We start from the raw sequence: 24134 nt of genomic DNA, 5'->3' as shown, positions 1-24134 counted from the left end.
CCGGTCGACAGGCGGGTCATCGAGGTCGACAGCGAGCTCTGGGTGCGGCTGATCGAGTTTTGTGCGGACAGTGCAGCGTTATTGGTGTGAAGGCTCAGCATGATCTATTTCCTGTCAGGGTACGGGGTTGTGGAGTGCATCACTCGCGTTCACAAGTACAAGGCGACAGGTTTCTGTGCGGCATTAAGTTCCATGCAGAAATAAATTGAAAATAAATTCGCGTCGCCGCTTTTTGCCGACTTATTATCGAATTGGCTACTTTTCAGCCCGCCATATGCGCTCCAGGCGTAGTGTGTGCGTCTTTATATGCTTCTTACGAGGGCCAGCGCTCAGGCCGGCGGACGATGCCTGAGCACGACCGCCTTCGTGGCGGATCTTGCCACGCGCGCAAGCACTGCTGCCGTGACGACGCATGCGCCGGCCACGCAGGCAAAGCGCAGGTAGGTGGCGAACGTCGGCTGCTGCATCAGCGCCTGGCCCGGCAGCGACGAACCCATCGCCACCAGCAGCATCATGATCGGGAAGTGGCAGAAGAAGGTAAGCGAGGCGGTCTGTCCGGACCAGCCGTCGGCCCACCCGCCGGCCGCTAGGGCGTTACTGGCGCGGCCCTCGGTGGACTGCCCCGGGTACAGCGCCCAGGCGACTGCCGCGAACGCGATCCCGACCAGTGCGAAGCCGCCCTGGATAACGAGGTCGCCAAACGGTTCCGGCAAGGCGCTGGTGCGGCTGCCCATCAGGCGGGACAGCACCAGCGCGCCGGCGAAGCACGGCACGGCAAGGACCAGGGGCGGCCGCAAGGCGCGCGATTCGCCCAGGAAAACGACGCCCACTCCCGCCAGCCAGATGCCGGCCCAGATCAGGAACTGGTAAGGCATGATTGCGCCCACCGCGGCCAGCAGCAGCACCTGCAGGATGCGCCCGCGCCGCCCGTGCCGGCCGGCACGCACACAGGCGGCCAGCACGACGAGGGACCAGAACAGGTAAGCCAGCAGGTAGAGCATGCTGTTGCTCCCGAAATTGGGAACGATGAAGGGCTGCAGCATGAAGGCGTTGCCCAACAGCGCGGACAGCGTCAGCGTCGGCACGCTCAGTTCCGGATAGTCGCTGTACACGCCGGTGCCGCCGAAGAACCGGGCGCCGGTGAGGTCGAGGGTCGCGCCGACGATCAGGGCAGGCAACAGGACCTTGTAGAGCGAGCCCACGTGCAGCGAAACGGCGGAGCGGCCGCGCGCGGCGCCGGAACGCTGCCGGTGCAGCAGGAGCCCGGCAAGGATGCCGTCCAGGATGAAAAAGACGGCGTAGGATTCGTGCCCGAGTCCTGTGACGAAGTAAAAGCCCTTTGAGAACAAGGTTTTCGCATGCACGGCATCGTAATTCACGAACAGCAGGAACCGCAGGTGGTACATCAGCGCGACGATGGCGCTGGCCCATCGGGCGAGCAACAGGAAGGAGACAAAGCGATCGGTCACAGTTGGCCTCATCGGTGGATTGGCAGCCGATTCCTCCTCGATCTGAAGCCAATATCCCTTCAGCAGGAGTGTTGATGAACCTACATAGTCGCGCACGGGATGACGGATCGAAGTTGATTATTGGTAAATTAGCAAGGCGTGAACGTCATTGTAGGAGCCGAGCGGCGCAGGGAATTGAGAGCGCGCATACAGGATGAAACCCGCTGCCTGAGCCTGGCGCGCTTGCAGAAGCGCAGCGGTGCCTGCCCCGGCATCGTGCAGGGATTCGTGCGAAGAGTATGGGTGCGATGCCCTGATCGCGCTAGAATGACCGCATCGCGGTCACGCCGCGACGGACCAACTCGAAAGGACTGGAATGAAAAATACGTTGATCAAGCTGTCGGCCGCCGTGGGCCTGGCCGCGGCCTCGACCGCAGCCTTCGCTGCCGGCAAGGGCTGCTGCGCCAGCATCGAATGTTGCCTGAAGATGCTGGGCTGCTGCTGAGCAGCCGGGCGCGGGAAGGGCGGCGGGAGCCGCCTTTTTTTACATCCCGGGCAAGGGCGGCGACATGCTCATGTCTCGCACAATGGCGCAACGCCCTGTGTCCGGAACTGACCCGGCTGTCCGCTATATCGGTGCAATGTATTTACGACAGGCGAAATCTCACGGCATATAATTCTCGTAAGGCCTTGCGCTTGATCCGCTCGCGGCCTGATGCGTGCCGATGAATAATAACAATGTGAGGTGGACCATGCCGAATGCTTGGACCTTTGCCGAGTTCTACACCCATGGCGACCAGGCCTCCTATGTACGGGCGAGGAAATCCCCTGGTGGAATTCTCGACATGGTCGAGTTGGCCCGCCCCGGAGGCGAGTTGGCTTACCCGGCTTTGCCGGAGCTGGTCCTCGTCCAGGACATCCGTGGCGGTCGACGCACCAGGGGCGATGCCGGGAGCGGTCATTTCAACGTCATCAGCGAGCAGGGTGCGTTTTACCTTCCAGCCCCGAACTTTGCGCACAAGGTCGCGATCGACGACGACCACCGGATCCGCACCTTGTCGTTCTCCCTGGCCCAGTGGCAGAACGTCCTTGACGAAGCGTCGGACGGCCGGTTTGCCGTCGACTGCCTGCAGCCCAGCCGCGGCTTTTTCCATTCTTCCGTCATGCGCTCGGCGCTCCAGAACCTGTGGTTCCTCTGCGAGGAAGAGGGCGTGCCTTCGCGTCTGCTGGTACGGGCCGCTGGCTGCGAGATTCTTGCGGAGCTGTGCGCCCTGCGCGGCACGCCCTTCGCCCCTGTCAATGGCGGGCTTGCACCCACGGCCAGGCGGCGCTGCATCGACGCGATGCATGCGCGCATGGCGGAAGATCTCAGCCTGGACGAATTGGCCGCGGAGGCCGGCCTGTCGGTGTTCCACTTTGCGCGGATGTTCAAGCAAACCGTGGGGGTCCCGCCCAGGGTCTACCTGACCCAGTTGAGAATGGAAAAAGCCGGCGAACTACTCCAATCGACCGATCTGTCGATCACGGACATCGCTCAAGAGGTCGGTTATTCGTCCAGCCAGGTGCTGGCGCGGATATTCATGAAGCACAAGCACCGCAGCCCGAGCGATTATCGGCGCCTCGTCCGCAATACGGCGATCTGAAAAGCGTCATCAACGAGGCATCGGCCTCCTGGCGCTGCGCTGTGCCGGCACTCCCGCTTCCTTTCACGGCTTTCCTTCGTTCCCTGTGATGCCCCCCGCATCGAACCGCAAGATCGGTACCGGATCGCAAGGCCGGCAACGCGGCGCCTGGCCCGGCTCCGTAGAATTCCCGACATCGCACCCCGTCGTGCGCAACCCAAGTCCGCGGTGAAGCGGTGAAACGGATTCGGCGCGGCAGGTCCAGCCGACACCCGGCTCGGGCCACAGGTGCGACAGCGCACCATGTGAAACAGGAGAAAGCCATGCAAAACGAACACCTCAGCAGCCAGGCCACGCGCCCCAACACCGGGGACGGCGCATCCGTTCAATTCCAGCACGCGGGCGACACCTCCACCTCGGTCCGCTTGCTTCGGCACAGCCTGGACACCTTCCTTGCCAAGGACATCAAAGGCTGGGCCGAACTGTGCGACGAGGACGTCGTCGTCGAATTTCCCTTCGCGCCAGACGAAGCGTCCAGGAAAATCGTCGGCCGCAGCGCCATCTACGACTACCTGAAGGACTACCCCAGCCTCATCGATCTGCGCGAGGCGCGCACGATGCATCTCTACGGCACCGACGATCCGGCGCTGGCCATCGCCGAATGGAGCGTATCAGGACAGGTGATCGGCAACGGCAATCCCTACGAGATGAGTTACGCGACCTTCGTGCGCTTCAAGGACGGCTTGATCGTCAACTACCGCGAGTACTGGAATCCCTGTGCTTTCAGCGCCGCGATGGACGGCACGATGTTCTGAGCACCACGCACGCCCGCGGACATGCCTGGCGGATGGCGTCAGGCCACTGCCTACTTTCGGGTTTGATTGAATGAATGAAAAAGGAGATCGCCATGATACGCAGACTATTCGTCGTGCTCGTGCTGGCATGCGGCGCGGCCGCCGCCCACGGGCAAGCCAGGCAAGACGCGCCCGGCGCAGACCTCATCGTCTACAACGCAAAGATCTTTACCGGAAATCCGGCGCAAGCCGAAGCCTCCGCTGTAGCGGTCAAGAATGGACGCATCTATTCGGTCGGGAGCGACGCCGACATCATTGCCCTGAAAGGCGCCCGGACGCGGCTGATCGATTCGCGCCAGCGTCGCCTGATTCCAGGCTTGATCGATTCGCATACACACGTGCTCAACGAATCGGGCTACAACTACAACGTGCGCTGGGATGGCGTGCCGACGCTGCGCCGGGCGCTGGCCATGCTGGGCGAGCAATCGACACGCACTCCCGCCGGACACTGGGTCAAGGCGATCGGCGGCTGGTCTCCCTACCAGTTCGAGGAAAAGCGCTTCCCGACCATGCAGGAACTGGACAAGGCCGTGCCCGGCCATCCCTTGATCGTGCAGTACGCGTACAACCGCGCTTTCCTGAACCAGCGTGCGATGAAGGCGTTGGGCGTCGGCACCGACAAGTTTCCGAACCTTCCCGGGACCGAATTCGAGAAGGACAGCAAGGGAAACCATACCGGTGTCGTGCACGGCTACACCTTCACCTTCATCGCCATGGAAACCATGGTGCCGCAGCTCTCCGCGGAAGAGGAGGTCAGTTCCCTGATCCAGGCGGTGCACGGCATGAACCGCTTCGGCGTCACCTCGGCCATCGATGCCGGGAACAGGGGCTATCCGAAACTGCAAGCCAATGTGGCGGCCCTGGCCCGGGACAACCGCCTGAACCTGCGCATGCCCTTTGTCGACATGCAGTTCGGCGACGGCACCCCGATGAACATGGTCGATGCGCAGATCAACACCATCACCAGGACCGCGCCCATCAGTCCCGGAGAAAACCTGCATCCCAAGCTGGCCCATGGCCATGTCTACCGCGGCGCCGGCGAAGTACTGGACCTGGATGTCCACGATCACGAGAACTTCGACCGGCCGGCGGTCGTCATCGCGCCCGCCAGGATGCGGCAACTGGTGGACCAGGATGTGGTCAAGCTCGTCGAACGCCGCATTCCCTTCCGCATGCATATCAGCTACGACGAGAACATCACGCCCTTCCTCGACGCCCTGGAAGCGTTGAACAAGAGGAAGCCGTTCGCTGGTCTGCGCTGGAGTATCGAGCACGCCGAAACAGTCAGCCCCGCGAACATTGCCAGGATCAAGGCCCTGGGCGGCGGCATTGCCCTGGACCCCAAGATGGCCTTGCACGGAGACGGCTTCATCAAGACACACGGACGCGACAAGGCGCTACTCACGCCGCGGCTGCGGGAACTCGTCGATAGCGACGTCCATGTGGCGATGAGTACGGACGCATTCCGCGCCGCCACCTTCAACCCCTGGGTCGGCATCAGCTGGATGGTGACCGGTAAGTCGGTGTCGGGCGCCGACGTGCTGGCCAAGGACAACCGGCTCTCGCGCGCCGAGGCGCTGGACCTGTTCACGCGGCGGGCGGCCTGGTTCATGCATGCCGAAGGCGAACTGGGCATGGTCGCTCCAGGGCAGCTGGCGGACTTCGTGCTGCTCGACAAAGACTACTTCACCGTACCCGAAAACCAGATCAAGTCCGTGTCCTCGGTGCTGACCGTGATGGACGGCCGCGTGGTCTTCGGTGCGCAGGACTACCGCGCGCTGTCGCCACGTCTGCCCGACGTGCTGCCGTCGTGGTCTCCGATCAAGTACTTCGGCGGCTATCACGAAGCGAAATAGCTGCGCTCGAGCGGGCGGCCGGCCGATCGGCGGCCGCCGCCAGCGCGATCGATTTAATTTGGTGTAAATTTCTTCTACCTACAACTACCTCGAACCTACCATGTCCATTACCGTCACCCGCGACCTGGCCCAGCCCATGCGCCAGGTCGTCCATGTCAGGAACCACGCGTTCGCCGTCGACGGCAGCCTTGCCGAAGGGGGCGGGGATACCGGACCGGACGCACACGACCTGTACGACGCTTCGGTGTCGGCCTGCAAGGCATTGACCCTGGTGTGGTATGCGCGCCGCAAGGCCATGCCCTTGAGCGACGTGCGCATCGTCACCGAACGCGACGACAGCGAAGAACGCAAGGGGGTGTACCGCCTGCACACCGTGCTGCACCTGGCGGGCGATTTGAGCGAGGAACAGCGCCACGAGCTGCTGGCCGTGGCCGAGAAGTGCCCGGTACACAAGCTGATGACCAGGGTCACCACCGAGATCACCACCTCGCTGGCTTGATACCATGACCATCTCGTATTTCTTCAAGTCCCACGAAAAGGACATCGGCGGCGGCTTCAAGGTGCGCCGCGTGCTTCCCGCGGCGGCCAAGCAAGCGGTCGGCCCCTTCATTTTCTTCGACCACTTCGGACCCGTCGACGAGCCGGCCGAAGCCGACCATGACGTGCGCCCGCATCCGCACATCGGACTGGCCACCGTGACCTACCTGTACGAAGGCGCGATGGAGCACCGCGACAGCGTCGGCTCGGTCCAGCGCATCGAGCCGGGCGCGATCAACTGGATGACGGCCGGCAGCGGCATCGTCCACTCCGAACGCACCCCTGCCGACCTGGCCGGCCGCCCGCGCCGCAGCCATGGCCTGCAGCTGTGGGCCGCGCTACCCAGGCAATACGAGGAGGTGGCGCCGAGTTTCGCCCATACGCCGGCCAGCGCGATTCCCTCGGCCAGCTTCGACGGCGGCCACGTGCGCGTGCTGATTGGTTCCGCCTTCGGCTTGACCTCGCCGGTGGCAACCTTCAGCCAGACCTTGTACCTGGACATCCGGCTGGAAGCGGGTGGCGAGCTGGTGCTGGCCGACCTGCCCGAGGAAGCGGCGGTATACGCGGTGCTCGGTGCGATCGACATCGACGGGGAGGCGCTGGCGCCCCAGACGATGGCCTATCTCGAACCGGGTACCGGGGCACGCATCGGCAGCCAGACTGGAGCGCAGTTCGTGGTCATCGGCGGCGAACCGCTGGACGGCCATCGCTTCATGTTCTGGAACTTCGTCTCGTCCAGCAAGGAGCGCCTGGCCAGGGCGGCCGAGGATTGGGAGCAGCAGCGCTTCGACAAGGTACCGGGCGAGACCGAGTTCATTCCCTTGCCGATCCGGCGGCCTTGATCGGCGCGCTTGTCCAGCATCCCTTCGACACCTCCGCTTCCGCGATAGGCACCGGTGAAGCCTCACTGCACGGGGGCTTATTGCTGGGCGGAAATCGGAAGGCGAATGCGGAAGCGCGCTCCCTGCGGATCGCATGGTTCAAACGCGATGCACCCATGGTGCCTGCGAACGATCGCACTGCTGATGGACAGGCCAACGCCGGAATTGCCGTTTTTCGTCGTGAAGCGATCGCTGAAAATGCGCTCGCGATACCTGGGCTCGATCCCAGGTCCATTGTCCTCTACAACAATTTCAATCTCATGCTCGGTGATCCTGCGAGAAGCGACCTTGATACAGGCAGCAGCAGGAGGTGTCGGACAACCCGGGAATGCCTCGATGGCGTTCACCAGGAGATTCGTGATGATTTGATGGAGCTGAACCCGATTGGCGTGGATCGCCGCCTTGTGAAGGTTCAGCGCGACCTCGATCCTGACGCCCTGGCTGCGCAGATTGGAATGCAATAAGCGGATCACATCCCTGATCGTCCGATCGACGTCGACGGATTCCATTTCGTTTTCCTGATTGCCCGGAAAGCGCTTCACGACACGGACAATGTCTCCCGCATGGCGTACCGCTTCGCTGATCAAAGCCAGCGATGCAAGCGCGCGCTTGACATTGGGCTCCGCGCGGCGCAGCCACTTGGATGCTGCGGCGGATTGCATTGCGATGGCCGCGAGCGGCTGGTTAACTTCGTGTGCAATGGAAAGCGCAATGTCCTCCGGCTTGGCGGCCGGACGCAAGCGCTGACTTTCCTTGCTTCGTTTCTCGGTGAGATACGTGCATTCCCATTCCTGCTTCAGTTCTTCAATCCGGCCTGCAGCACCCCATTGCTCGTAGCTCATCAGTGCCCGCCGGCGGTAGTGTTCTACCACGGAGTGCAACTGTGCTTGCGAAGCGGCGAGTGCTGCTTCTTCACCGGCCAGCGCGGCGATCCAGTGTTGCCCAAGCCGCACCGATCGCTCCGACACCTGCTCGAGACTCGATAATGCGGCCAGGGTTTTGCCTGCACACCGGTTTCGCACCGCGGCAGCAAGGTCGGCGATGACCGATACGAGTGCGGAGCTGGCACATGCCAGGCGTCCCAGCTCGAAGCAATGGACGGCAACGAGCGATCCGGCGTCCGGCCTGTTCAGGCGGCCAAGCGTCAGTGCCGAGAACAGGTGGTAACACAGCGCATCGGCGACCGGCGTGAGTGGCCCCAGCAAGCCGGCGGCACGCCGCGAAGCAGCTTCCGCGCTGTCGAACTCTCCGGCAAACCAGGAAAGTTGCAAGTGGGTGAGCCAGGAACCGAAACTGTGGGCCGTGATGGCGGCTTGCGCTGCCCTGGACCGCGGACGATCCGGTGTCGCCAGGCGGCAGTGCAGCGAGCGGTAAAGCCGGGCACGCAGCGACAACTCGCTTAGGGAAGCATCGCAGGTCTGGCGGACGTGCCGTTGGCGCTGCACCCTGTCGAGATGGTCCGCCAGTTCGCAAAGGCCGACGCCGGAGGCAAATGAGGTACTGCTCAGATGCAAATGGGCGCGAATCGGCAGCGAGCGATCCTCGCAAATGGTCCGCAGCGCTGTCGTGGCGTGATCGAGCCCCTCGGCACGCGAGGTGATCAGGGTTGCATGGATGACCTTGATGCAAGCGAGATCATGCTGGGAGGACTGCGCCGCGATGTCCAGAGCCGTGCCGGCAAACGCCACGGCATGGTCTCCGGCGCCGAAAGCGTCTTTCGCAATCGACGCAAGCAACAGGCACGCCAATGCGGTCGTGCTGCGCACCCCATGATCGAGTGCGTGGATCGCCTCGGAAGCGATCGAGGAAAGCGCAATGTCTGCGCCCAGGTCTTCCTTTGCCAAGGACAGGGCTGCAATGACCTGTGCATCTTCCTCAACACAACGCTTGCTCGTCAACCGATGCAGGGGGACATGGCGAATGCGCTCCCAGGCGCCCAAGCAGGCCGTCAAGCCTGGTTTGGTCGCCAGGGCGGCACCGGGCAGGCTCGGCTTTGCAGCCGGCAAAATGCCATTGAGCTTCAGCCCGTGAAGGAAGGCCGCCGGTACCACGATGGGATCGGGCATATCGAAGACTGTATCGCGTGGGCTCATAATCTCCGCTTTCAACTGACTGACATGATTGCGCCAATGGCGAGCCGTGCTGCGCCTCGATGAAGATCCCCGCATCGGCAGGCGAACTTCAGGACAGCGTCGACCGGCATTGCGTCCCGTGGCGCGCAAAATCGGGTTCCGGCCAGCGCGCCGAGTACATTCGGCCATTCGTTACATGGCGCCTCGGGCCGCGACACATATTTGAAATATTTTGCGTTAATGAAATCATAGTTCTCGTTCAATGCCTCCGGTAGTCAGTTAAAATGGCAACAGCGTTCTATATGGAGAACAATGGTGGATGACCTGAACGATCTCTACTATTTCGTGAAAGTGGTCGATCACGGGGGTTTTACCCAGGCCGGTAGAGCCCTGAATATCGCAAAGTCAAAGCTCAGCCGCCGTATCGCCATGCTGGAAGACCAGTACAACGTGCGTCTGCTGCAACGTTCCACCCGCCATTTCTCTGTCACTGAAATGGGCCATGAGTTTTATGAACGTTGCGTCGCTGTGCTGGTACAAGCCGACGCCGCGCGTGACGTGATTGAACGCACCGAGGCGGAGCCTCAAGGCATCGTGCGCATGACCTGTCCGACCGGCCTGCTGGAATACAGGATCGGCGACATGCTCGTCGGTTTTTTGGCGACGTATCCGAAGATACAAGTGCATCTCGAAGCGACCAACCGCAGGGTCGATGTGCTGGGGGAGCGGCTCGATCTGGCCCTGCGCTCACGCCCCTTGCCGCTGGACGATTGTGGTCTCGTCATGCGCGTCCTGGCGGAAAGCCAGATGCGCCTGGTGGCATCCCCTGATTTCCTGGCCCAATACCGCCCGATCGAACAGCCAGTCGACCTCGGCGACCTCCCCAGCTTGTGCTGGGGCCCGCCTGGTGACCATGTATGGAATTTAGTGGGACCCGGCGCAGTGGAAGTGTCGGTTCGTTATCATCCGCGCTTCGTCACCACTGACCTGACATCGCTGCGCCGGGCGGCTCTGCGTGGCGTAGGCGTCGTCCTCTTGCCATGCATGGTCGTGGAAGATGCCTTGAAGGCCGGCCTGCTGGTCGATGTCATGCCGAACTGGGCGCCAATGAATTTTCTCGTTCACGTGGTGTTCCCGTCGCGCCGTGGTCTTCTTCCGAGCGTGCGCCTGCTGATCGATTACCTCGCATCGAATTACAGAAGCGACCACCTGGTCTGTTAGGCAGAACACCAGCGAGGTGTTGTTCCACTTCAGCGCAGGCGGGACGGGGTGGACTGGATCGTCGTTCGGGGCCGCGCCGCCGACGGCGATCGCCATGGCGCCGTGTACACCGCCGAGGAAAAGGGCGGGGCAGCATCGCCTCGGCGAACGAGATCCCAACGCATGTCGCTAAAAGGCGTGCCGCAAGCCGAGCGTTGCGCCCTGGAGCGTTGCGCCGGGTGCGGCGCCGAGCTGGTTGATGCCGAAGTCGTGCACGCCCGCGCGTTCATTGTCGAGGCGCGTCAGGTAGGCGTGCAGTGCGGTCCGTTTGGACAAGGTATATTCGTAGCCCACCGTGACATGCGAGGCGCCGGTATCCGGGCCGGCCCGGACGTAGCCCAGGGTGCCCGCCGAAGGGCCGCTTCCTGCCCGGGCGTGGGCGAAGCTGGCGCGCAGGCCGTGCGCGCCCACCTGGTGCGTCAGCGACAGGTACCACGCGGTGCGCCTGAGTTCGCCCGTCGGCGCGTCATACCTCAGGCGCTCGGCGACGCCTGCCACACGCGTGTCGCCGAAGCGGTAGGCCAGGCCCAGCCTGGTGCCGGTGTCGTCTCCTCCCGGACCTTGGTAATTGCGGTGGATCTCATGCGCGAGGGCGAGGTACCACGCGCCCCGGTCGACAATGCCGGCAATCGAGCTCAACGATTGCCTGCCGCGACCCTGGCGCGATTCGCCCAGGCCGTGCGTCAGCCGCAACTGGACCCCATACCAGGAGGGCGTCCAGTAGTGGATCGAATCGGCCTGGCGGCGATCGAAGGACACGGTGTCGTCGTCGTGGTCTGTCGAGGCAGCCGACCCATTGCCGACGATGCTCGAATAGGCGGCCGTGGTGACGTAGAACGGATCGAGCCCGGATGTGGCTGCATTATAGGCAGTTGCCCAATGGCCCAGGAACAGGGTTCCCAGCCGGCCTTGCAGGCCGATCCGGGTATCGCGCTGGGCGATGGCGCCGGCGCCGGTATCCGGGGCCAGCGCGCCTTCGATCTGGTAGACGACCTGCAAGCCGTCGCCGAGCGCTTCGCTGCCGCGAAAGCCGAACACGGAACGGTTGTTCGACAGGCGCGTGCTCGCGGCTTCGTCGCCCATGACCGGCGCCGAGGTCTTCATGCGTTCGGCCGACATGTTCAGGCGGCCGTAGATCTGCATGCCGGCCTCGGCCTGTGCCAGGCCCGCGCACAGGGCGAGGCAGGCCCCCACGCCGGCGGCGATGTGCTCGTTCATGTCAAGGTTCCCGGTTGGGGTCGATGGGGGAGCGGTCCGGCGCGATCCACAGGATGGCAAGCAGCACGTGAATGAGCGATCCGAGCGGCGGGCTCCATAGCGATACGAGGATGGCCAGGCTATACAGGGCAATCGAGACGCCGTTCTTGTGCGGCAGCCGGGTCGCCTGCCGTGGGATCTGCTCCGTCGCGTGCAAGCGCCAGGAAAGCAGCATGAACGAGATCGAGCACATCAGCAGGATGACGCCATACAGGGCGACCGGTACCGGCGCCATCGGATTCTCGCCGGCCCATGCGGTGACGTAGGGAATGAGCGACATCCAGAACAGCAAGTGCAGGTTGGCCCATAGCGATCCGCCATCCACCCGCGAAAACCTGCCAAGCAAGGCGTGATGATTGACCCAGTAGATCCCGACATACACGTAACTGAGCAGGTAGCGCAGCCATCCGGGCAGGACGCCGGCCAGATCCGATACCGATGCCGAATGCGGCGGCTTCAGTTCGAGCACCATGATCGTGATGATGATAGCGATCACGCCGTCGCTGAATGCCTCGAAGCGGTTCTTGTTCATGCTGTCAGGGAAAAAACACCCGGACCTGCCGGGTGCGTGGAACCATCACGATCGCAGGAAGGCCAGCAGTTCGGCGTTCAAGCGGTCCTTGTGCGTCTGCGGCAAGCCGTGTCCGGCGCCTTCGTAGACGCTCAGCGTGCCCTGCGGCAGCATCTCGACGGCGCGACGCGCAGTCGTGCCCAAGGGCACGATCTGGTCGTCGTCGCCGTGGATGACCAGGGTCGGGATCGTCATCTTCTTCAGGTCGCCGGAAAAGTCCGTTTCCGAGAACTGCTTGATGCAGGCGTAGGCGCTGCGCAGGCTGCAGCGCATCCCTTGCAGCCAGAAAGTCTGGCGCAGGCCTTCGGACACCTTCGCTCCTTCGCGGTTGAAACCGTAGAAAGGCGTCGCCAGGTCGAGGAAGAACTGGGCGCGATCGGCCTTCACCCCGTCGCGGATGCCATCGAAGACCGACATCGGCACGCCCTCCGGATTGGCGTCGGATTGCATCATCTGCGGCGTGACGGCGCCGATCAGCACGGCCTTGCCGACCCGGCCGGTGCCATGGCGCCCGATGTAGCGCGCCACCTCGCCGCCGCCGGTCGAATGGCCGACCAGCATGGCGTTGTTCAGGTCCAGGGCCTCGATCAGCGTGCCCAGGTCGTCGGCGTAGGTATTCATGTCGTTCCCGTGCCAGGCCCTGCTCGAAGCGCCATGGCCGCGGCGGTCGTGCGCAATGGCGCGGTAACCATGCTCGGCCAGGAACATCATCTGGTCTTCCCATGCGTCGCCCTGCAAGGGCCAGCCGTGGCTGAATACGACCGGTTGCCCATGGCCCCAGTCGGTGAAGTGGATGATGGTGCCGTCCTTCGCGGTGACGGTATTGATCGTACGATGGGTGCTCATGGTTCATCCTTTCAGGAGCGGTGGGGAAATCAGAAAGCGAAGCAGTTGCAGCCGAGCGCGCCCCAGAAACCGGTGAGGTTCGTGACCGGCACCGACGACTTGCGCGCGCGGTCGTGGGCATGGCCATGCACGCCGCAGGCGCTCCTGCACTGGTGGGGCAACGGTAGGCGCGCCTGGGGCGGCGCCGCGCGGTAGTGACCCGGAAACTTGTTCACGGGCGACCAGTCCGGCAGCACCGGAATCCGCGGTGGGCCCAGTGCGCTGAACTCCGCCTGGCCGAACACGATCTTGCCGCCGACGATCGTGAGCACCGACTCGATGTCCTTGATGGCTTCTTCCTGCACCCTGAAGAAATCCGCACTCAATACCGTGAGGTCGGCCAGCATGCCTTCGGCAATGCGGCCCTTCTTGCCCTGGTCGTTCGAGAACCAGGCGCTGCCGCTGGTCCACAATTCGATGGCGGTGTCGCGAGACAGGCGGGCGCCGGCATCGTAGAGACGCAGGCCGCCGACGGTGCTGCCCGACACCAGCCAGTACAAGGCGGTCCAGGGGTTATAGCTGGCCACGCGGGTGGCGTCGGTGCCGCCGCCGACCGGGATGCCGGCGTCCAGCATGCGCTTGATCGGCGGCGTGGCTTTCGCGGCCTCGGCGCCGTAGCGCTCGACGAAGAACTCGCCCTGGAAAGCCATGCGGTGCTGGATCGCGATCCCGCCGCCGAGCGCGCGCACCCGGTCGATATTCTTCGCCGAGATGGTTTCGGCATGGTCGAACAGCCAGTGCAGGCCGTCGAAGGGGATATCGCGGTCGACCTTCTCGAACACGTCGAGCATGCGCTCGATCGATTCGTCGTAGGTGGCGTGCAGGCGGAAGGGCCAGCGCCGCGACACCAGGTGGCGCACCACCTTTTCCAGCTCGTCTTCCATGGTATCGGGCAAATCGGGCCGGGGTTCCAGGAAATCCTCGAAGTCCGCGGCCGAGAACACCAGCATTTCGCCGGCGCCGTTATGGCGGTACCAGTCGCTGCCCTGGTGCAGTTCGACGGTGTCGGTCCAGTTCTCGAAGTCGCCCAGTTCCTTGCCCTTGTTCTGGGTGAACAGGTTATAGGCCACGCGCACCGTGAGCTGGTCTTCGCGGGCGAGTTCCTCGATGACCGAATAGTCTTCCGGGTAGTTCTGGAACCCGCCGCCCGCGTCGATGACGCTGGTCACGCCCAGGCGATTGAGTTCGCGCATGAACTGGCGGGTGGAATTGACCTGCAGCTCGCGCGGCAGGGCAGGCCCCTTGGCCAGGGTCGCATACAGGATCATGGCGTTGGGCCGCGCGATCAGCATGCCGGTCGGATCGCCGGAAGCGTCGCGGACGATCTCGCCGCCCGGCGGGTTGGGCGTATGCTTGTCGTAGCCGACGGCGCGCAGCGCCGCGCGATTGAGCAGCGCCCGATCGTAGAGATGCAGGACGAACACCGGCGTATCGGGGGCCGCGGCGTTGATCTCTTCGATGGTCGGCATGCGCTTCTCGGCAAACTGGAATTCGTTCCAGCCGCCCACGACGCGCACCCATTGCGGGTTCGGGGTGCGGTCGGCCTGCTCCTTGAGCATGCGCAGCGCGTCGGCCAGCGAGGGCACACCCTCCCAGCGCAGTTCCAGGTTGTAGTTCAGGCCGCCCCGAATCAGGTGGATATGCGAATCGTTCAGGCCCGGAATCGCGGTGCGGCCATTCAGGTCGATGACCTGGCTGTCGTCGGTACGGTAGCGCATGATCTCGTCGCTGTCGCCGACCGCAAGGAAACGGCCGTCCTGGATCGCCGCGGCGCTGGCCTGCGGGCTGCTCCTGTCGTTCGTATGGAAGCACCCGTTGACGAGAATCAGCGGCGCACCGGCGCTGGCCGGCGCGGCAGGGTGGTGGACGGGATCGTTCATTCGCTTTCTCCGGTTTGGTATGGATGGATCAGCCCGCGCTGCATGGCGACGCTCGCCGCCTCGGTCCTGCATGACACGTTCAGTTTCGACAGGATGTTATTGACGTGGTATTTGACGGTCCCGACGCCGATGCCGGCGGCGCGGGCAATCAGTTTGTTGCTCCTGCCCTTGCTGAGATAAGCAAGGATTTCGAGCTCGCGCCGGGACAGTGCGTCGCCCGCAACGCGCGCGGCCAGCTTGGCCGCCAGCGCCGGCGGCATGTAGCGGCCATGCGCGAGCACCCGGCGCAGGCATTGCAGGACCTGTTCGGAGCAGGACTGCTTGAGCAGGTAGGCGCTGGCGCCGCTTTCCATTGCGCGAAAGACGTCTTCCTCGCCCTCATAGGCGGACAGCACGACGATCCTGGCGCCGGGGTCGAGCGCCTTGATCCGGGCGATGGCCTCGATACCGCTGCCCCCCGGCATGTTGAGGTCGATGAGCATGACATCCGGCCGCAACTGCCCGTACAGTGCAAGCGCCTGCACGCCGTTCGTGGCCCGGCCAGCCAGGGTGAAGCCGGGTTCCGACTCGATCAGTGCCGCCAGCCCGTCGAGCACGAGCGGATGGTCGTCCGCGATCAGGACGGTCATGCTTTCCTGCGCAACGGGCGTACCGTCCGCAAGGGGCGCCACGGGCGGCATCGCCGGCGCGCGGTGGCGCGCTGCAGGACATGGGGTGTTCATACGCTGGCCCTTCGATTCAAGCGTCGCCGACGCAGCGACATCGATGTGCATTGTCGGGACCATGGCGCCCAGGGTCTAGCTATACAAAGAGATACCCCGAGCGCGGATGAATGCGGGCACCGGCCGCCGGACCGGGCGGCTGCCCTCGTGGGCGCACCTGGCCCTTTGGGATGCGCGCAGGCAGCGCCGGCAGGCTAAGGTTCCTTCTTTATCGAAGCATTTGTTCAAAGGAGTCAACAATGACCAAGCAAGGGTGTCACCGCCTGCAGGGAGTCAGCCTGGGTTTCCTGGCCGGCTATGTCGATACGCTGGGATTCCTGGCGCTGTTCGGGCTGTTCACCGCTCACGTGACCGGCAACTTCATCCTGATCGGCGCCGCCCTGGCGGATCCGGACGGCATGCCCATCCTCTTGAAATTCCTGGCTTTCCCGGCTTTCATTGCCGGGGTGGCGGCCGCACGGCTCTTGATTGCCTCGTACGAGCAGCGCAAGCAGAAGGCCCTGCGCCCGGCCTTCGTACTGGAACTGGTCCTGCTGGCCCTGTTCATGGCCGCCGGCATCGCGGCCACCCCCATCGGAACGACTCCGGACGGCTGGGCCATGGCCTCGGGCCTGCTCGGGGCCGCCGCCATGGGAGCGCACAGCGCGACGAGCCGTCTTCTGCTTGCCTACCTCGCGCCTACCTCCATGATGACCGGCAACGTGACACAGATGGTCATCGACTCGGTGGACTGCCTGCGCGGCCAGCGTGACGCCGAACTGAGCGCCCGCCTGGGCAAGTTTGCATGGCCCTTGCTGTCGTTTGCCGCCGGATGCGTGATCGCGGCCTTCGGGTTCCATCTGGCAGGCTTCCTTGCGCTGGTCGTGCCGCTGCTGATCCTCGTTGCCTTGATCGCCGTCGGCGAACCCACCGACGCGACCTGACCGCCGACATATACCTTTAGATACTTATTTTGCATACGGGCTGCGCCTACCATCGATCCTGGCAGCAGCTCCGGTACCGCCAGTCCCCACCACCCTGACAGGAGATATCATGAACAATCCAAAACTCGAAGTGCTTACCCCGCAGAACTCGCAGCTGATCATCATCGACCACCAGCCGCAGATGGCCTTCGGTGTCCAGTCGATCGACCGCCAGGTGCTGAAGAACAATACCGTCGCGCTGGCCAAGGCGGCCCGGGTGTTCAACATCCCGACCACGATCACCACGGTGGAAACCGAATCGTTCTCGGGCCACACCTATCCGGAAATCCTGGACGTATTCCCCGGCCAGCAGATCCTGGAACGCACCTCGATGAACTCGTGGGACGACCAGAAGGTGCGCGATGCGCTGGCGCGCAACGGCAAGAAAAAGGTCGTCGTCGCCGGCCTGTGGACGGAGGTGTGCAATACCACGTTCGCCCTGTGCGCCATGCTCGAAGGCGACTACGAGATCTACATGGTGGCCGACGCGTCCGGCGGCACCTCGAAAGAGGCGCACGATTTCGCGATGCAGCGCATGGTTCAGGCCGGCGTGGTGCCGATGACCTGGCTGCAGGTCATGCTGGAGTGGCAGCGCGACTGGGCCCACCAGGACACCTACGATGCCGTGACCAAGGTCGTTGCCGAACACGCGGGCGCCTACGGGATGGGCATCGACTATGCCAAGACCATGGTGCACAAGATGAAACCGCGCAATACGAGCAGCCACGAGACATTGGCGCCGGTTCCGGCAAGGTAAGCACCGCGGCGGCGCTTGCCGACACGGCGCGCCGCCCATCGCCCTGTATGCAAGACGAGGCGGCGAGGCCGCGCGGCACCCGCCGATCGTCCTTCGGGGCAGTCCGCCGTCGTCGACGCGGCGATGTTCCCGGCCGGGAAGGCTGGCACCGGCCCGGCGATGGACGCCGTTGCCGGGATCGCCGATTCCACGCGCGCGCCCGCTGCCCCGACTGCCAAGACCGCGCCATGCCCACGTTTGCGAGAGCTCGCCCATGACCTCGTCCTTGACTGATCCAGCATCATGCGGTCATGACGCCGACGAACGGATCGACGTCCTGCGTATCCGCTTATGGAATGCCCGCAACGCCAGCGCCGTGCTCAGCGATTTCTACAGCACCGAGCGTGTGCTCGGCCAGTGGGCGCTTGACAGCGCTTGCGGCCCGGTGCGTTTCGAAGTGAGCTTCGCCGACGATCACGTCCTGCGGGGATGTCACGAGTTCTTCCGCAAGGGAAAGCGACAATGCACCTTCAGCACCCATCTGCGCCGCATGATGGCGCGCATGGCCCAGCCGGAAGGCGGCGCCGTCTCGTTGCCGGGCCGTGATGCGTCGCGCTATCTGATTCCTGCTTATTGACGGTCCAGCGCTTGACGTGCGCCCGGATGGCAAACGCCGCCGGCACCGTGTATACCTTTGTATACTGTCTGAATCGACCGCCCTTCATTATCATCGGCTGCAGACGGCTCGGCGAACAGGAAGGCCCGTCCCCCCCGGCGCCGGGCACATCGGTCCAGGCTCGCAGCAGGTAATCGTGCACATTGATCGACTTTGATGGAGATTTCATGAAGATTTACATCGTAACGCTCGCCGTGGGCGTGCTCGTCGGTGTCATCTACGCCTTGCTGCAGGTGCGCTCGCCGGCCCCTCCCGCCATTGCGCTTGTCGGACTGCTTGGCATCCTGATCGGTGAACAGGCGCTTCCCGTCGTCAAAAAGCTCGTCAGCGGCCAGCCGGTCACGGCCGCGTGGCTGCGTCATGAATGCGTCGCGCAGATCACCGGCGTGCAGCCGCCGGCGCCTCGGCAGGACGACGAGCGCTGCAAGCCGCAGGCAGGGCCGGACCGTGCGGGTTGACCGTGGCGGCCGGACCGGACCGCACCACGGTTCTGCAACCTGGGACCCGGCAGGCATGACGATCTGCGTCGTCGACGACGACGGGGCCGTGCGCACGGCAATGGCCAATCTGCTCGAGGCGAGCGGCTACCAGGCCTGCGTGTTCGAGTCGGGCGAGGCCTTTCTCGCGTCGCCCCAGCTCGATGCGTTCAATTTCGCAGTATTCGATATCAAGCTGCGCGGCATGGACGGTTTCGCCCTCCAGCAGCAATGCGTGCGCCTGGGACTGGCCTTGCCGGTCCTGTTCATCAGCGGCCATGGAGACCGCGATATGGAGCGTACGGCGCTCGATGCCGGCGCGCTTGGCCTGCTGCGCAAGCCGGTCGATCCGGAACTGCTGTGCGCTTACATCGATGACCGGCTCGCATCGGGCAGGCCAAGCAAGTGAGCCCTCGCATGGACAGCCACTCTCCCGGCAGTGAGCCAGCGCAGGACGCGCCGATCCTGCCGCCTGTAATCCAGGCATTCATGACGACGGCGCTGGGGCTCGCCCATGCACAGCGCAGCGTCCTGCTACGGTGGCAAAAAGGAGAACTGCTTGTCGAAGCGATGGCGCATGCAGGCCCGGACAAGGTGTCCATGGATATGCGCCGTTTCTCGCCGCGGCAGGACGATATTGCGCTGTCGCTGGTCGAGAAGGTCGTGCGCACCCGCACGCCAGCCAGGCTGGACGAGCTATCGGACCGCGCCGTCGTTATCCTGCCCCTGGTCAAGCGCGACCACCTGTTCGGCATGCTGTACCTGGAGCGGCAGGGCAGGGGACCGATGGTCACGGACGAACAGATGCGCTTTCTCGAACTGCTTGCGGGGCAGGCCGCCTTGTCGCTGGAAACCGCCAGGCTGTATGCCGCCGCTACCGACGAGATCGAGGCGTTCCGGCAGAACGAGAAGGCGCTCCAGGCAAGCCGTGCGATGCTGCTGCTCGGCGAGCGGATCAACCAGAGCGGCAGCTGGGCCTGGGACGTCGATGAACGCGTCGTGAATTGCTCGGCCGAGTTCTGCCGCATCTATGAACTCGACCCCTACGTTTCCGCCGTCAAGTACGACGCACTGATCGAGCATATCCATCCCTGCGACCGCGAGCAGGTCGTGCGCACCCTGGATGAAGCAGTCGCCCGGCAGAGCAGTACGCGTTTCGAATTTCGCATTCATGCAAGCAACGGCGAAATTCGTTACCTGTCGGTGATTGCCCAGCCCATCCTCGAAGCGAATGGCAAGGTTTTCGTCGGCACCGTCAGCGACATCAGCAGCCGTAAGGCGGACGAGCTCGCATTGAGCAAAGCGCAGGTGGAACTGGCGCGCGGAGCGCGCCTGGCCACGATCGGCCAGATGACCGCCCTGGTCGCGCACGAAGTCAACCAGCCCCTGATGTCGATTTCGTCGAATGCCGGCGCGGCGCTTGTCCGCCTCGAACGCAATGCACTCGATCCGGGAAAGCTCAAGCAGCTGCTGCGGGAGATCGTGGAGCAAAGCCAGCGCGCCGGCACCATCATCCAGCGGCTCCAGGCATTGGCATACCGTCGTCCGCTGGCCGAACCGATCGACCTGCATGCCCTGGTGCGCGAAGTGGTGCAGACCCTGCGCAGCGAACTGGATCGCCACCAGATCGCGGTCGAACTCGATCTGTGGGACCAGCCGGTCGCCGTGCAAGGCGACACCGCGCAACTGCGGCAGGTATTCGCCAACCTGGTGTGCAACGCGGTCGATGCGATGCACGAGGTCCAGGCGCGGGTAGGCATACTTCACATCGCGACGCGTTGCTTTGATGGAAAACGAGTGGAGGTCATCGTCGAGGACAACGGTATGGGCGCCGACGCTGCCACCTTCGAGCACATGTTCGAACCCTTCGTCGGAACCAAGTCCGACGGCATGGGCGTGGGCCTGGCGATCTGTCGTTCCATCATCGAGTCGCATGGCGGCAGGATCCGGGCCTGCGGCAGGCAACCCCATGGATGCCGTGTGATCTTGCAGATGCCGGCACAGGCAGGCCTGGACGCCCGCGGCCTTAACGGCTGGGAAAGACGCGCATGAAACCAATGATCTATGTGGTCGACGACGACCATGCCGTGCGCAGCTCGGTCGTGAACCTGCTCAACGCGGAAGGCTTCGACGCATGCGCGTTCGCGACCGGCAGCGCGTTCCTGATCGCGGAAAAACCGGACACCCCTTGCTGCCTGATCTGCGATATGGCCATGCCGGAATTCGACGGCCTGGATGTCGCCGCAGAGCTTGCCCGTCGGGGCCAGGCGATACCGATCATCTTCATGACCGGCTACGGGTCGATTCCGCTGACGGTGCAGGCGATGAAAGCAGGGGCCAAGGAATTCCTGACCAAGCCGGTCGCGCCCGAAGACCTGCTGCGCGCGGTCGGCGAGGCGCTGGCCTACGACGAAGCGAACTACGCCATGCGCCGCGAGCTGGCTGATTTACGCATGAGACACGCGAGCCTGACACCGCGCGAGCGCGAGACGATGGCCCTGGTCATCGGCGGACTGCTGATCAAGCAGATCGCCCACGAACTGGGCGTGAGTGAAATCATGGCGAAGATTCACAAGCGCAATGTGATGGAAAAAATGGCCGCGCGTTCGGTGCCGGATCTGGTACGCCACGCCGAGCGCTTGCACATCACCAGCTCGGGCAGCCGCTGACGAGTCGATCGAATTGATCGATTATTCAGCGTGAAATTACTCGTTTTTCACGGCCATCCAGCCCGTCCATCATGCGGCGCATCGCACGGCGCCTCGATCAGTCGAGCCGGTAGCAATCCGGACTGCGTTAATCGTTAAAAGAGTCGCACTTACACTAGGAGACATAGCATGCTGACAGTCCGTCCAAGCCAGGATCGTGGTACCGCAAGCCTCGGTTGGCTGCGTTCGCAGCACACGTTTTCGTTTGGCCACTACCACGATCCGGCCCACATGCACATTGGCCCGCTGCGGGTGATCAATGAGGACCACGTCGCGCCGGGCAAGGGATTCGAACCGCACAGCCACAAGAACATGGAAATCCTGTCCTATGTCCTCGATGGCGCGCTGGAGCACAAGGACAGCATGGGCAATGGCTCGGTCCTGCGCTACGGCGACGTACAGCGCATGAGCGCAGGCAGCGGCGTCACCCACAGCGAATACAACCACTCCAGCACCGAGCCGGTGCACTTCCTGCAAATCTGGGTGATTCCCGCGCAGGAGAGCGGCGCGCCCGGATACGAAGAAAAGCACTTCGACGCCGAGTCCAAGAAAGGCAGGCTGCGCCTGATCGCCTCGCAAGACGGCAGGGAAGGTTCGGTCTCGCTGCGCCAGGACACCTCGATCTACGCAACGATCCTCGATGGCGCCGAGCGCGTCGAGCATGGTTTGCAGCAGGGGCGGCAAGCCTATGTCCAGGTGGCGCGCGGCAGTGTCAAGGTGAACGGCTGCCTGCTGCAGGCCGGCGACGCCGTGAAGCTCACCGCGGAAAGCACCGTGAGCCTGTTCGAAGCCCAGGACGCGGAAGTGCTGCTGTTCGATCTGCCCGCTTGACGGTCCCGCAACACAACCAGGAAAGTACAACACCATGAGTATCCTCCAGCGCGCTATCGGCCCATCTTCCTGCATCCTGGCGGCGGTGCTCGGCCTGCAGGCCGCGCAGGCACAGGCGCAGGCCGACCTGATCCTCACCAACGGCAAGGTCGCCACGATGGCGCGGGCAGGCGAGTTCACCCAGGCCATCGCGGTCAAGGACGGGAAAATCCTTGCGACCGGCACCAATGCGCAGGTTTTGAAATTGCGCCGTAGCAGCACCCAGGTGATCGATGCGCGCGGGCGCACCGTCATTCCCGGCCTCAACGACTCCCATACCCATGTGATCCGCGAGGGCCTGAACTACAACATGGAACTGCGCTGGGACGGCGTCACCTCGCTCAGGCGCGCCCTCGAGATGCTCAAGGAGCAGGCCGCACGCACGCCCGAGGGGCAGTGGGTCAAGGTGGTCGGTGGCTGGAACGAGTACCAGTTCGAGGAAAAGCGCTTGCCCACGCTCGAGGAAATCAATGCCGCCGTCCCGGACAAGCCCGTCTTCATCCTGTACCTGTACGGGCTGGGCTTCCTGAACAAGAAGGGCGTCGAGACGCTCGGCTACAGCAAGGACACCCAGTACAAGGACGGCGTCGTCGAACTGGATGCCGGCGGCCGGCCGACCGGCAAGCTGATCGCCAAGCCGAACGCGCTGATCCTGTATTCGACCCTGGCCAAGACGAATACCCTGGGCCGCGACGACCAGCTCAATTCGACGCTGCACTACTATCGCGAGCTCAACCGCCTGGGCGTCACCAGTGCGATCGATGCCGGCGGCGGATTCCAGAACTATCCGGACGATTACGGCGTCACGCTGGAACTGGCGCGCGGCGGCAAGCTGACCGTGCGTACCGCCTACTACCTGTTCGCGCAAAAACCGGGCAAGGAACTCGACGACTTCCAGCGCTGGATGGCGATGACCCGGCCCAACAAGAACGACCACATGTTCTATGCCAACGGCTTCTCGGCCGAAGGCGCCGGCGAAAACCTGGTCGCCAGCGCCGCCGACTTCGAGAACTTCCTCGAGCCGCGCCCCGAGCTGCCGGCATCGATGGAGAGCGAACTCGACAAGGTGGTGACTCTCCTGGTGAAGAACCGCTGGCCGTTTCGCCTGCATGCCACGTATGGCGAAAGCATCGACCGCGACCTGGCCGTCATCGAGAAGGTCAATGCCAGGACGCCGCTGAACGGCCTGCGCTTCATCGTCGACCATGGCGAGACCATCACGGACGATCAGCTGGCGCGGATCAGGAAACTGGGCGGCGGCGTGGCGGTGCAGAACCGGATGCACTTCCAGGGCGAGTCCTACTGGAAGCGCTATGGACCCCAGGTGCGCCAGATGCCCCCGATCCGCAAGATGCTCGACATGAAGATTCCCGTTGGCCTGGGCACCGATGGCACGCGGGTGTCGAGCTACAACCCCTGGGCGTCGCTGTATTGGGCCGTGACCGGGAAGACCGCCGGCGGCATGCCGACCTGGCAGGAACGGGACATCCCGACCCGCTACGAAGCCCTGAAGCTGATGACCACCGGCTCGGCCTGGATGAGCGGTGAAGAAAAAGTCAAAGGGACGATCAAGCGCGGCCAGTATGCGGACTTCGTCATCCTGCCGAAGGATTATTTCTCGGTTGACGCCGAAGAAATCAGGCGCTTCGAGAGCATGCTGACCGTCGTCAACGGCAAGGTCGTGTATGGCGCCGGAGAGTATGCGCCGCTGTCTCCATCGATCGTGCCGGTGTCCCCGGCATGGAGTCCCGTCGCCGTGTTCGGCGGCTACCAGCACGCCAAATGATCCGCCAGCAGGGCTGGCGATCTGCCGCGCCGGACTTGCCAGCCTGCCGCCTGCCTAAGCTCCGCCGCCCTATCC

General features: G+C 63.8%; 23 protein-coding genes. 16 read left to right on the top strand and 7 right to left on the bottom strand.

From position 1 onward, the window contains the following. Positions 1 to 329 precede the first annotated feature (329 nt). A complete protein-coding gene (locus AC3XQU_RS22295; protein ID WP_489876352.1) occupies positions 330 to 1469 on the bottom strand; it encodes a hypothetical protein in 1140 nt (379 codons plus the stop codon). 355 nt (positions 1470 to 1824) lie between these two features. Here AC3XQU_RS22295 and AC3XQU_RS22290 point away from each other — a divergent pair, with 355 nt between their 5' ends. The 6 genes from AC3XQU_RS22290 (at position 1825) to AC3XQU_RS22265 (ending at position 7159) form a co-directional block, all read left to right on the top strand. Beyond that, positions 1825 to 1953: a hypothetical protein gene (locus AC3XQU_RS22290; RefSeq protein WP_489876351.1), complete on the top strand. Its 129-nt coding sequence runs from the start codon at positions 1825 to 1827 to the stop codon at positions 1951 to 1953. 247 nt (positions 1954 to 2200) lie between these two features. Further along, on the top strand, positions 2201 to 3091 hold the full coding sequence (locus AC3XQU_RS22285) for a helix-turn-helix domain-containing protein (RefSeq protein WP_489876350.1): 891 nt from the start codon (positions 2201 to 2203) through the stop codon (positions 3089 to 3091). 302 nt (positions 3092 to 3393) lie between these two features. Continuing rightward, the gene (locus AC3XQU_RS22280) at positions 3394 to 3885 is read left to right on the top strand and encodes a nuclear transport factor 2 family protein (RefSeq protein WP_489876349.1); all 492 of its coding nucleotides are present in this window, start codon (positions 3394 to 3396) and stop codon (positions 3883 to 3885) included. A gap of 92 nt (positions 3886 to 3977) precedes the next feature. Beyond that, positions 3978 to 5780 (top strand): amidohydrolase, encoded by a 1803-nt coding sequence (locus tag AC3XQU_RS22275; RefSeq protein WP_489876348.1) that lies wholly within the window; start codon positions 3978 to 3980, stop codon positions 5778 to 5780. 100 nt (positions 5781 to 5880) lie between these two features. Continuing rightward, complete coding sequence (locus tag AC3XQU_RS22270; protein ID WP_489876347.1) at positions 5881 to 6279, top strand: OsmC family protein; 399 nt, start codon at positions 5881 to 5883, stop codon at positions 6277 to 6279. Positions 6280 to 6283: 4 nt separating this feature from the next. After that, positions 6284 to 7159: a pirin family protein gene (locus tag AC3XQU_RS22265; RefSeq protein ID WP_489876346.1), complete on the top strand. Its 876-nt coding sequence runs from the start codon at positions 6284 to 6286 to the stop codon at positions 7157 to 7159. A 77-nt stretch (positions 7160 to 7236) separates the two neighbouring features. Here AC3XQU_RS22265 and AC3XQU_RS22260 read toward each other — a convergent pair whose 3' ends face one another. Then, positions 7237 to 9291 (bottom strand): sensor histidine kinase, encoded by a 2055-nt coding sequence (locus AC3XQU_RS22260; RefSeq protein WP_489876345.1) that lies wholly within the window; start codon positions 9289 to 9291, stop codon positions 7237 to 7239. Positions 9292 to 9585: 294 nt separating this feature from the next. Here AC3XQU_RS22260 and AC3XQU_RS22255 point away from each other — a divergent pair, with 294 nt between their 5' ends. Further along, on the top strand, positions 9586 to 10491 hold the full coding sequence (locus AC3XQU_RS22255) for a LysR substrate-binding domain-containing protein (RefSeq protein WP_489876354.1): 906 nt from the start codon (positions 9586 to 9588) through the stop codon (positions 10489 to 10491). A 168-nt stretch (positions 10492 to 10659) separates the two neighbouring features. On the opposite strand, the gene AC3XQU_RS22250 is transcribed toward AC3XQU_RS22255, so the two are convergent. The 5 genes from AC3XQU_RS22250 to AC3XQU_RS22230 are packed head-to-tail and all read right to left on the bottom strand — an operon-like array spanning position 10660 to position 15752. Continuing rightward, on the bottom strand, positions 10660 to 11748 hold the full coding sequence (locus AC3XQU_RS22250; RefSeq protein ID WP_489876344.1) for a porin: 1089 nt from the start codon (positions 11746 to 11748) through the stop codon (positions 10660 to 10662). A gap of 1 nt (position 11749) precedes the next feature. Then, a complete protein-coding gene (locus tag AC3XQU_RS22245; protein WP_489876343.1) occupies positions 11750 to 12319 on the bottom strand; it encodes a TMEM175 family protein in 570 nt (189 codons plus the stop codon). A 45-nt stretch (positions 12320 to 12364) separates the two neighbouring features. Next, complete coding sequence (locus tag AC3XQU_RS22240; protein ID WP_489876353.1) at positions 12365 to 13186, bottom strand: alpha/beta fold hydrolase; 822 nt, start codon at positions 13184 to 13186, stop codon at positions 12365 to 12367. A 47-nt stretch (positions 13187 to 13233) separates the two neighbouring features. Next, complete coding sequence (locus AC3XQU_RS22235; RefSeq protein ID WP_489876342.1) at positions 13234 to 15123, bottom strand: amidohydrolase; 1890 nt, start codon at positions 15121 to 15123, stop codon at positions 13234 to 13236. After that, complete coding sequence (locus tag AC3XQU_RS22230) at positions 15120 to 15752, bottom strand: response regulator (protein ID WP_489876341.1); 633 nt, start codon at positions 15750 to 15752, stop codon at positions 15120 to 15122. Before AC3XQU_RS22230 ends, AC3XQU_RS22235 begins: the two co-directional genes overlap by 4 nt. Positions 15753 to 16084: 332 nt before the next feature. Between AC3XQU_RS22230 and AC3XQU_RS22225 the strand changes: the two genes are divergently transcribed. The 9 genes from AC3XQU_RS22225 to AC3XQU_RS22185 all read left to right on the top strand — a co-directional run bounded on the left by AC3XQU_RS22225 (position 16085) and on the right by AC3XQU_RS22185 (position 24059). Next, complete coding sequence (locus AC3XQU_RS22225) at positions 16085 to 16768, top strand: YoaK family protein (protein ID WP_489876340.1); 684 nt, start codon at positions 16085 to 16087, stop codon at positions 16766 to 16768. 109 nt (positions 16769 to 16877) lie between these two features. Continuing rightward, positions 16878 to 17564, top strand: a complete 687-nt coding sequence (locus AC3XQU_RS22220; protein WP_489876339.1) for a hydrolase — start codon at positions 16878 to 16880, stop codon at positions 17562 to 17564. Between the two features lie 253 nt (positions 17565 to 17817). Beyond that, entirely contained in the window at positions 17818 to 18180 is a 363-nt protein-coding gene (locus AC3XQU_RS22215) for a hypothetical protein (RefSeq protein WP_489876338.1), read from the top strand. A gap of 206 nt (positions 18181 to 18386) precedes the next feature. Next, positions 18387 to 18677, top strand: a complete 291-nt coding sequence (locus AC3XQU_RS22210) for a XapX domain-containing protein (RefSeq protein WP_489876337.1) — start codon at positions 18387 to 18389, stop codon at positions 18675 to 18677. Between the two features lie 55 nt (positions 18678 to 18732). Continuing rightward, a complete protein-coding gene (locus AC3XQU_RS22205; RefSeq protein ID WP_489876336.1) occupies positions 18733 to 19104 on the top strand; it encodes a response regulator transcription factor in 372 nt (123 codons plus the stop codon). Between the two features lie 8 nt (positions 19105 to 19112). Then, positions 19113 to 20747, top strand: coding sequence for an ATP-binding protein (locus tag AC3XQU_RS22200; protein ID WP_489876335.1), 1635 nt, complete (start codon positions 19113 to 19115; stop codon positions 20745 to 20747). After that, the gene (locus tag AC3XQU_RS22195; RefSeq protein WP_489876334.1) at positions 20744 to 21364 is read left to right on the top strand and encodes a response regulator transcription factor; all 621 of its coding nucleotides are present in this window, start codon (positions 20744 to 20746) and stop codon (positions 21362 to 21364) included. Before AC3XQU_RS22200 ends, AC3XQU_RS22195 begins: the two co-directional genes overlap by 4 nt. A gap of 168 nt (positions 21365 to 21532) precedes the next feature. Beyond that, positions 21533 to 22234: a pirin family protein gene (locus tag AC3XQU_RS22190; RefSeq protein ID WP_489876333.1), complete on the top strand. Its 702-nt coding sequence runs from the start codon at positions 21533 to 21535 to the stop codon at positions 22232 to 22234. A gap of 34 nt (positions 22235 to 22268) precedes the next feature. After that, positions 22269 to 24059, top strand: coding sequence for an amidohydrolase (locus AC3XQU_RS22185; protein WP_489876332.1), 1791 nt, complete (start codon positions 22269 to 22271; stop codon positions 24057 to 24059). Positions 24060 to 24134 lie beyond the last annotated feature (75 nt).

The sequence above is a fragment of the Telluria sp. AZSoR62 genome (assembly GCF_058111565.1).
This window is presented reverse-complemented; position numbering and strand designations above follow the sequence as displayed.